General features: G+C 59.8%; 7 protein-coding genes. 4 read left to right on the plus strand and 3 right to left on the minus strand.

Going from position 1 to position 8,294, the window contains the following annotated elements; all coding sequences use genetic code 11:
* The first annotated feature begins 239 nt into the window (after positions 1-239).
* The 3 genes from B3V69_RS08145 to B3V69_RS08155 all read left to right on the plus strand — a co-directional run bounded on the left by B3V69_RS08145 (position 240) and on the right by B3V69_RS08155 (position 6,571).
* Positions 240-3,713 carry an SNF2-related protein gene (locus tag B3V69_RS08145; protein WP_414707491.1) on the plus strand — a complete coding sequence of 1,158 codons (3,474 nt, stop codon included), beginning with the start codon at positions 240-242 and terminating at the stop codon, positions 3,711-3,713.
* Between the two features lie 379 nt (positions 3,714-4,092).
* Positions 4,093-5,145, plus strand: a complete 1,053-nt coding sequence (locus B3V69_RS08150) for a P63C domain-containing protein (protein WP_296445470.1) — start codon at positions 4,093-4,095, stop codon at positions 5,143-5,145.
* A 253-nt stretch (positions 5,146-5,398) separates the two neighbouring features.
* The gene (locus tag B3V69_RS08155; RefSeq protein WP_296445472.1) at positions 5,399-6,571 is read left to right on the plus strand and encodes an ATP-binding protein; all 1,173 of its coding nucleotides are present in this window, start codon (positions 5,399-5,401) and stop codon (positions 6,569-6,571) included.
* Between the two features lie 240 nt (positions 6,572-6,811).
* Here the strand turns inward: B3V69_RS08155 and B3V69_RS08160 are convergent, their stop codons facing one another.
* From B3V69_RS08160 to B3V69_RS08170, 3 genes are all read right to left on the minus strand, one after another.
* Positions 6,812-7,084 carry a type II toxin-antitoxin system RelE/ParE family toxin gene (locus B3V69_RS08160; protein WP_296445474.1) on the minus strand — a complete coding sequence of 91 codons (273 nt, stop codon included), beginning with the start codon at positions 7,082-7,084 and terminating at the stop codon, positions 6,812-6,814.
* The gene (locus B3V69_RS08165; protein WP_296445476.1) at positions 7,084-7,557 is read right to left on the minus strand and encodes a hypothetical protein; all 474 of its coding nucleotides are present in this window, start codon (positions 7,555-7,557) and stop codon (positions 7,084-7,086) included. Before B3V69_RS08165 ends, B3V69_RS08160 begins: the two co-directional genes overlap by 1 nt.
* A gap of 125 nt (positions 7,558-7,682) precedes the next feature.
* The gene (locus B3V69_RS08170) at positions 7,683-8,060 is read right to left on the minus strand and encodes a type II toxin-antitoxin system VapC family toxin (RefSeq protein WP_296445478.1); all 378 of its coding nucleotides are present in this window, start codon (positions 8,058-8,060) and stop codon (positions 7,683-7,685) included.
* 15 nt (positions 8,061-8,075) lie between these two features.
* Between B3V69_RS08170 and B3V69_RS08175 the strand changes: the two genes are divergently transcribed.
* The gene (locus tag B3V69_RS08175; protein WP_296445480.1) at positions 8,076-8,234 is read left to right on the plus strand and encodes a hypothetical protein; all 159 of its coding nucleotides are present in this window, start codon (positions 8,076-8,078) and stop codon (positions 8,232-8,234) included.
* The last annotated feature ends 60 nt before the right edge of the window (positions 8,235-8,294 follow it).

Genomic DNA, 8,294 nt, shown 5'->3' on the forward strand with positions numbered 1-8,294 from the left:
TCGCACCTCACCGTCAAGCGCTACGTGCACCCCGACACCTTCAAGATGTTCGAGGCCAAGGCTTACGAGATGGGCTTCAAGCATGCCGCTGTCGGTGCCATGGTGCGCTCCAGCTACCACGCCGATCAACAGGCCGGGCACGCCATGGGCACGCCGCCGGTTTGAAAATAGCTACGCTTTTAATAGCATATTGCGCAAAATCCACGGGGCTGGAGCCTGATTTGATACATAACTCATCCTTGAACCGGGGCCTCTGGTTCAACCCCCAATCGCTGCTGCCTTTGGCCGACGCCGGGGCCTGGACGCGCGGCCTGATGCTCTACCGCAATCAAAAAGTGCTGAGCCTGGACATCGAGCCGCTGCAAAACCACTGGCTGCTGCTGGGCGAAGTGCAGGGCAGCCTGCGCGAGCCCTATGAAGTGTCGATCGAAATCGCCCTGAAGCCCAACGGCCAGCTGGCCAGCTGGGACAGCGACTGCGAATGCCCGGTCGGCAGCCAATGCAAACACGGCGTGGCCTTGATGCTCAAGGCCGCTTACCAGGGCCTGCAGTTGCTGGGTGACAGTACCCTGCACAGCACGGCCACCAGCCTGCTCACACCGCCCACGCCGGAACAGGTCGAAGTCCTGCGCCAGGCGGCCCTGGCCCGCGCCCAAGACCTGGCACGGCTCGAAGCCGAGGCCCAATTGCTGCGCTGGCTCAAAGAGCTGGACCGGGCCGGCGGCGTCGCCACCGATCAAGGCGGCAACCCGGCCGCGCACGAGCGCCAAGAGCACTACCTGTATTTGCTGTCGGTGGTGGGCAGCCACGGCCCCGCGCCCGAGCTGCAAATCGAAGCCGTGGTGTCTTACCTCAAAGCCAGCGGCGGCTGGGCCAAGCCCAAACCGATCCGCACGCCACCGTCCCAAGGCCAGGCGGTTTACGACCAGGCCAGCGCGGTGGACCGCGAGGTCTTGCAACTGATACGCGCCATGCCGCACGGCGGCAGCTATTACTACGCCTACAACTTCAAACCCAAGGTGGTGCCGAATGGACAGGTCGGTCTGATGGCCTTGCAGCAGGCGGCCAGCACCGGGCGCCTGTTTCTGGACGAGGGCAAGGGCACGCCGGGGGCCGCCATCGCGTGGGGCCCGCCGCAGCCGCCGCACTGGGAGTGGCACGAGGTCAGCAGCGCACACGCCACCGAACCCGGCTGGGTCTTGCGCGCCAAGCTGGCCAACAGCAGCGCCAAGCTGTGTCTGAACAGCCCGCCGCTCTATCTGGACGCCGCGCTCGGCCTGTGCGGCCCGGTGCAGGCCGAGGGCATTCCGGCCGCCCAGCTGGAGGTGCTGCTGAAAGCCCCGCCGCTCAAACCGGCGGCCCTTAAGAAGCACCAGGTGGACCTGATGCAGCGCCTGGGCAAGCTGCCCTTGCCGCCCGTGCTGCAGGCGCTCACCACGTTACGGGACGTCACGCCCAGCGCCTGCCTGCAGCTCTCACTCACGCCAGCTGACGACACCCGGTTCATGGGCCTGATCCAGGCGCAACTGCGCTTTGACTACGCTGGCCACCGCGGCTGGTGGGCCGGTCAGGGCAGCACCGTGCTGATTGACAGCCCTGAGGGTCGCCTGCTGCTGCAGCGCGACCCCGAGGCCGAGCTGGACGCAATCACCCGTTTGTATGAGCTGGGGCTGATGTCCGCCGAGAAAGGCCTGTTCGGCATTCCTGGCGACGGTCCGCAGCAAGACTGGCTGCACTGGGCCGACAACGACTTTTCAGTGCTGCGCGAAGCGGGTTTTGAAGTCACGCTGGACGACACGCTGAAAGAATGGATCACGCACGCCGACACGCTGGACGTGCAGCTGCGGCCCGAGGGCAACGACGGCGACGAAGGCGATGAAGGTGCGACCTCGCCCTGGTTTGACCTGTCGCTGGGCATGGAGATCAACGGCCAGCGCCACAACATCCTGCCCTGGCTGCCTGATCTGATTGCCGCCGCGGCCGCCAGCCCGCTCGACCCGGTCACCGGCCTGCCCCATATTCCGCCCTTTGTCTACCTGCCATCGCCAGGCACCCAAGGCTTCATCCGCCTGCCGACCGACACGCTCAAGCCCTGGATGGCAGCGCTCTTGGAGCTGGTGGGCGACCGCGACCATGATTTCACCGGCGACAGCCTGAAACTCTCGCGCCTGGACGCCTTGCGCACCGGCGCCGCTTTGGGCGAAGGCGCCGTCTGGGAAGGCGCGCAAGCGCTGCGCGCCATGGTGCAGCAGCTGCAGGGCAGCACCGAATTGCCCGAGGTGCCGGTGCCGACCAGCGTGCAGGCCAGCCTGCGCCCGTATCAGCAGCAAGGCCTGAACTGGTTGCAGTTTTTGCGCCAGCACAGCCTGGGCGGCATTCTGGCCGACGACATGGGCCTGGGCAAAACGCTGCAAACGCTGGTCCACATCCAGATCGAAAAGGACGCCGGGCGCCTGACGCACCCGGCCCTCATCATTGCCCCGGTCAGCCTGATGGGCAACTGGCAGCGCGAGACCGAGCGCTTTTGCCCGCAGCTGCGCTGCCTGGTGCTGCACGGCAAAGAGCGCCACGCCGTGGCCGACACGATGGATCAACATGACATCGTGATTGCGCCCTACTCGCTGCTGCAGCGCGACCGCGAACGCTGGCTGGAAGCGCAATGGCATCTGGTGGTGCTGGACGAAGCGCAAAACATCAAGAACGCCAGCACCCACGCGGCGCAGGTGGTGGGCCAGTTGCAGACCCGGCACCGCCTGTGCCTGTCGGGCACGCCGATGGAAAACCACCTGGGCGAGATCTGGAGCCTGTTCCACTTTTTGATGCCCGGCTTTCTGGGCAGCCAGACGCGCTTCAAGGAGCTGTTTCGCACGCCCATCGAGAAGCAGGGCGACCCCGATCGGCTGGCCCAGCTGCGCGCCCGCATCACGCCCTTCATGCTGCGCCGCACCAAGGCGGTGGTGGCGAACGAGTTGCCGCCCAAGGTGGAAACCGTGATGCGCGTCGAGCTGTCCGGCAAACAGGCCGACCTGTACGAAACCATCCGCCTGGGCATGGAAAAAACCGTGCGCGAAGCGCTCAATACCAAAGGCCTGGCCAAGTCGCAAATCACCATCCTGGACGCCCTCCTGAAGCTGCGCCAGGTCTGCTGCGACCCGCAGCTCTTGAAGCTCGACGCCGCCAAAAAAGTTAAAACCTCGGCCAAGCTGGAGCAGCTGATGGAGATGCTGCCCGAGATGCTGGCGGAGGGCCGTCGCATTCTGCTGTTCTCGCAGTTCACCAGCATGTTGTCGCTGATCGAGGTCGAGCTGAAAAAACGCAATCTGCCCTGGGTCAAACTCACCGGCCAGAGCCAGAAGCGCGATGCGCTGATAGAACAGTTCACCAGCGGCCAGGTGCCCTTATTCCTGATCAGCCTGAAAGCCGGCGGCGTCGGCCTGAACCTGCCGCAGGCCGACACCGTCATCCACTACGACCCCTGGTGGAACCCGGCGGTCGAAGCGCAGGCCACCGATCGCGCCCACCGCATCGGCCAAACGCAAAGTGTGTTTGTCTACAAGATGGTGGCGCAAGGCACGATCGAGGAACGCATCCTGGCGCTGCAGGAACGCAAGGCGGCGCTGGCCGACAGCATGTACAGCGGCTCGGTCGGACGCAAGCAGCCGCTGTTCAGTGAAGGTGATCTGGCGGAGTTGCTGAAGCCGCTATCTGTTTGATAGCTGGCTGCGCTTATTCTGCGGGGGCTAGAGGTTGATTTGATTTATGAAATCGGTAAACTGAGGCGCTCTGACTGCAGCGGTTGAACTTTGGTCTGACCCATCGCATGTTGTAGGCCAAGCAACGCAGGCTAATTTCAGTGCGGACACGCCTTAGTTCAAGACGCAGACGCTGACCTCTCCGGATGGCATCCAAGCTTATCCGCTGAATTACGCACTCTTTGGTGATATGAGCAACTACGTCACGAGTATCTTCCGCAAGTTCCCAATCACAATTTTGCTTAAACCACGGCTCTTAATGCAAGCATAAGTTGAATATATGCTTGCGTTTACCTAATGGATCAAATAATATGCAAGCATTATTTAAAAGGATGCATGCATGAAAACACCGAAAAAGGATGCCAGCAAAGCAATTGGCGGGATTGCGCGGTCAGCGTCGCTCAGCCCTGAAGAAAGAAAAGCCATTGCAAGCAAGGCGGCATTGGCTAGATGGAGCAACGACCCACAAGACACCCAAGTTGCTAGCCATGAAGGAGAGTTCGACTTGGGTGAAGCGAAGGTTCAGTGCGCCGTTTTACCAAATGGAACGCGCGTAATCACTCAAGCGACGTTCTTGCGCGCAATTGGTCGATCTCGATCACCCAAGGCGGGAACGGGCGTTTTAAGTACTGTCGACGAGTTGCCATTTTTCTTGTCTGCCGACGTCTTAAAACCCTTTATTGATGCGGAGTTGGCTGCGTCGACCACCCCCATCTTTTATCGATCGAAATCGGGTAGCAAAGGGGTTGGATACGATGCCAGTTTGCTACCGAAAGTGGCAGAGGTGTATCTTCGATTTAGGGATAGGTGCTTGGCGGAGAAGGGGACAGTCCCGAAGAACTACCAACATATTGTTAAAGCGTCAGACATCTTGATGCGGGGATTAGCCAACGTCGGGATTATTGCGCTTGTTGATGAAGCGACTGGTTTTCAGCGTGAGCGAGCTAAAGATGCCCTTGCAAAGATTTTGGAGAAATTCATCGCCGAGGAACTGCAGCCTTGGACACACACGTTCACAAGTGAATATTACGAACATATGTTCCGGCTTCGCGGGCTGTCATATCCCCAAGACTCGGTTAGACGCCCTGCCTATTTTGGTCACTTAACAAATAACATCGTCTATGCGCGCCTGGCCCCAAAAGTCCTAGAACAGTTGAAAAAAGAAACTCCTAGAAGCGAAAAAACTGGGCGTCACACAAACCAACTTCACAGGAAATTAACGCCTGACATTGGGCATCCAAAGCTTAAAGAGCATTTGGCAGCGGTTGTATCACTCATGCGAATCAGTTCAAGCTATAAGCAGTTCGAGCATTTTTTGGACATTGCACACCCGAAATTCAACGACACACTCCCGTTGTTTGATGATCAAGTTGATGACGGGATGGGTCTTTAGTTTCTTGCAGATCCTATAAGCGCTACAGCCTCATTGTTTGTATGAAGTTGCCTCCACGACTACACCTTCACCCCTTGGCAGCTCATGTTGTCGTCATCGCCATAAACCAGCACCGGCGGCAAAGCCAGCGGCGTCGGCCTGAACCTGCCGCAGGCTGACACCGTCATCCACTACGGTCCGTGGTGGCAACCCTTCACAATTAAAAAAACACGCCTAAAATTACAAATCAAAATAAATACTTTCGATTTGTAAAATGATACCTCGTCAAGCAGTCCCCACTCTTCAGCGTCTGGCCCAGGGCTTTCCCGTGCTGGCCATCACCGGCCCGCGCCAATCAGGAAAAACCACGTTAGCGCGGGCACTGTTTAGCGCCAAACCCTATATCTCGCTGGAAAACCCGGAAGAACGCGAGTTTGCGCAAACCGACCCCCGGCGCTTTCTGGCGCGCTTCACGGAAGGAGCGATCCTTGACGAGGTTCAACGTTGCCCGGCGCTGTTGTCGTGGTTGCAACAGTTGGTAGATGAACGCCAGCGCATGGGCGACTTCATCCTGACCGGCTCGGCACAGTTTGACCTGATGGCGGGCATCACGCAAAGCCTCGCTGGCCGGGTCGGAAGGGTAGAACTGCTGCCGCTGTCTGGCACTGAGCTGGGAGATGAACGCCTGCCCGAAGCACTGGACACGCTGCTGCTCACGGGCGGGTATCCGGCACTCTATGACCGCACCCTGGCGCCCAACGACTGGTTCCCCAACTACGTAGCCACCTACCTGGAGCGCGATGTGCGTCAACTGCTGGCGGTGCATGACTTGAGCCAGTTCCACCGCTTTGTGCGCATGTGCGCGGCCCGCTCCGGGCAGTTGCTCAACCTGGCGGCACTGGGCGCCGATTGCGGCATTTCGGCCGTGACGGCGGGCAAATGGCTGTCGGTGATGGAGACCAGCTACCTGGTTATGCGCTTGCCACCGTACCACCGCAACTTTGGCAAGCGGCTGGTCAAGACACCCAAACTGTATTTTCTGGATGTCGGGCTGATGGCCTGGCTGCTGGGCATACGGGATGCCGCCACGATAGAGACTCACGCGGCGCGCGGTGCCCTGTTTGAAACCTGGGTGGTGTCCGAACTTATCAAACAGCGCTTCAATGCAGGGCAAAGCGGCGAACTATTTTTCTGGCGCGACAACGTGGGACATGAAGTCGATGTGGTGCTGGAGACACCGCAAGGCTTGCAGGCGATCGAAATCAAATCGGGCAGCACCTTTACCTCCGACTGGCCCCAGGCTGTACGCAAATGGACCGGATTCGCCGACACCCCCACCTTGGCGCCGCTGATCATTTATGGCGGCGCCGACCGCTATGCCCGCCAGGGCTGCGAAGTGATGGGGTGGCGGGCATTTGCGTTGAATGAATCGCTCCTGAAACAATAGCTTCTCACGCATGATTGACGTGGGCTAGAGGCTGATTTTGCATATGAAACCGGTCAAACCAGCCGCCCTGGCGACAGCGGCTCGTCCCTAATCACCTGTCAGCTTTTCCGTCTTCTTAACCGTCGCGGTGCAGCTTGGTGGTGGTCGCCTCGGCCAGCACAGTACAGGTCTGCACAATTCGCCCTGTGCCATGTTTTCCGCGTTAAGCGACCCTTTACGCAACCAGTCGCTATGCGTCTCTCAAGGCCACATTTGCGCGCCATGCAGCAGGCGCAGCAGCTCGATCCGTTTGCCCTTGACGCGGTACACCACAATGAACGGGGTGCGGCTGATCACCAGCTCACGGGTGCCTTGCTTGCGCCCGGGGCGTCCCATTTGCGGGTGCTGCAGCAGCTGGTCCACCTGCTCGTCGATGCGGTCACCCTGGCTCACGGCGGCCAGCGGGTTGTCCTGGGCGATGTAGTCAAGCTGGGCGTCGCGGTCGTTGAGCGCGCGGCGCAACCACGTCAGCATTAAGTCGCGCTCCCGGCGCGCTTGAGCAGCTCAGCCCGTTTTTGCTCCCAGCTGGCTTTGGCGTCGGCCGCCGACACCCACTGGGCGTCCGGTGCGTCCGCTTCCTTGAGCGCCAGATCCACTTGCGCCCGAAACCACTTGTCGTGCCCGGCGGCCTCGTGCGCCAGGCGCAGCCGCTCGGAGGCGTCCGCGCGCGACTTGCCCGCCAGCGGCACCAACTCGGAGTGGTTGCTGGCATCGAGCAGATCAAAGCGAGCAATGTGCAACTCGTTCTTGAGGTAGGCCACGGCACGGTCCAGGCTGCGCCAAGTGCGCGGCGTGTCGCTGCGCTGCGCCCCGAGCGCTCGCTCCTGCAGGCCCAGCTTCAGCACCACCGACCAGCCGCCCGGCTGGCCAATGATGGAGGCGCTGCGGATCGCGCTGGCTTCGACCATGCGTTTGGCCATCGCGGTGTCTATGGTGTGGGTGTTCATGGGTTTGACTGCTAAAAGTTAAGGCAAATTGTGCATCTTATTTATGAAACATGCAATCAACACTAATGGATTGATTCCGGCAGCTGAACATGTCGCAAGGCATGACATATCAAACTTGCGCATGGTCATTTGATGGGCCGCTCGTCAAAGGTCAGCAAAGGCCCTTGGCCAGCCTGACTGACCAGTGCAACGTGCAGGCAGTCGGCGAAATCTGGTGAGCCGACTTGTTTGAAGAGCCACAGAGCGTGCTCCAAGGCAGGTTCGGTCTGAAACTCAAGTTCAGTCACGCTCAGGAGTGCGTCCAGCGCGGCCGTGACGGAAGGCTTGTCAAAACGATAACGAGACCGCAGCACCCACTCGATTTCAAGCATGACGGTAACCGTGACAAACAGCCGCTCCTCCTTTTTTGCGCTGGACTCAAACAAACCTGCAACGATAACGCTCTGTTTTGCATCGTCATCAGTCAGCCAGCGAACCAGTACGTTGGTGTCAAGCGCAGCCATCAAAAAGCTGAACCCATGCTCATTTCAGCGATGGAAACTGCCGTGCCAGGTGACGGCTTAAGCATGCCCTTGAGTGCCAGCAGCGACTTGGTCTTGGCTCGGATGGCCAATGGTCAGTTGCATGAGAACGTCGGCCGCTTGGCGATGGATCATTTTTACAAATTCATAATTTGATTGGTAAATTGCAAGATAAGTCTGGAAACAGGCCGACACCGTCATTCACGACGACCCGTG

Source organism: Rhodoferax sp. UBA5149 (assembly GCF_002413825.1).
Taxonomy (GTDB): Bacteria; Pseudomonadota; Gammaproteobacteria; order Burkholderiales; family Burkholderiaceae_C; genus Rhodoferax.

Excerpts from the sequence above, each read along its gene's own strand:
- B3V69_RS08150 (WP_296445470.1), top strand. The coding sequence starts at position 4,093 with ATGAAAACACCGAAAAAGGATGCCAGCAAAGCAATTGGCGGGATTGCG.
- B3V69_RS08155 (WP_296445472.1), top strand. The coding sequence starts at position 5,399 with ATGATACCTCGTCAAGCAGTCCCCACTCTTCAGCGTCTGGCCCAGGGC.
- B3V69_RS08160 (WP_296445474.1), bottom strand. The coding sequence starts at position 7,084 with ATGCTGACGTGGTTGCGCCGCGCGCTCAACGACCGCGACGCCCAGCTT.
- B3V69_RS08165 (WP_296445476.1), bottom strand. The coding sequence starts at position 7,557 with ATGAACACCCACACCATAGACACCGCGATGGCCAAACGCATGGTCGAA.
- B3V69_RS08170 (WP_296445478.1), bottom strand. The coding sequence starts at position 8,060 with ATGGCTGCGCTTGACACCAACGTACTGGTTCGCTGGCTGACTGATGAC.
- B3V69_RS08175 (WP_296445480.1), top strand. The coding sequence starts at position 8,076 with ATGCTCATTTCAGCGATGGAAACTGCCGTGCCAGGTGACGGCTTAAGC.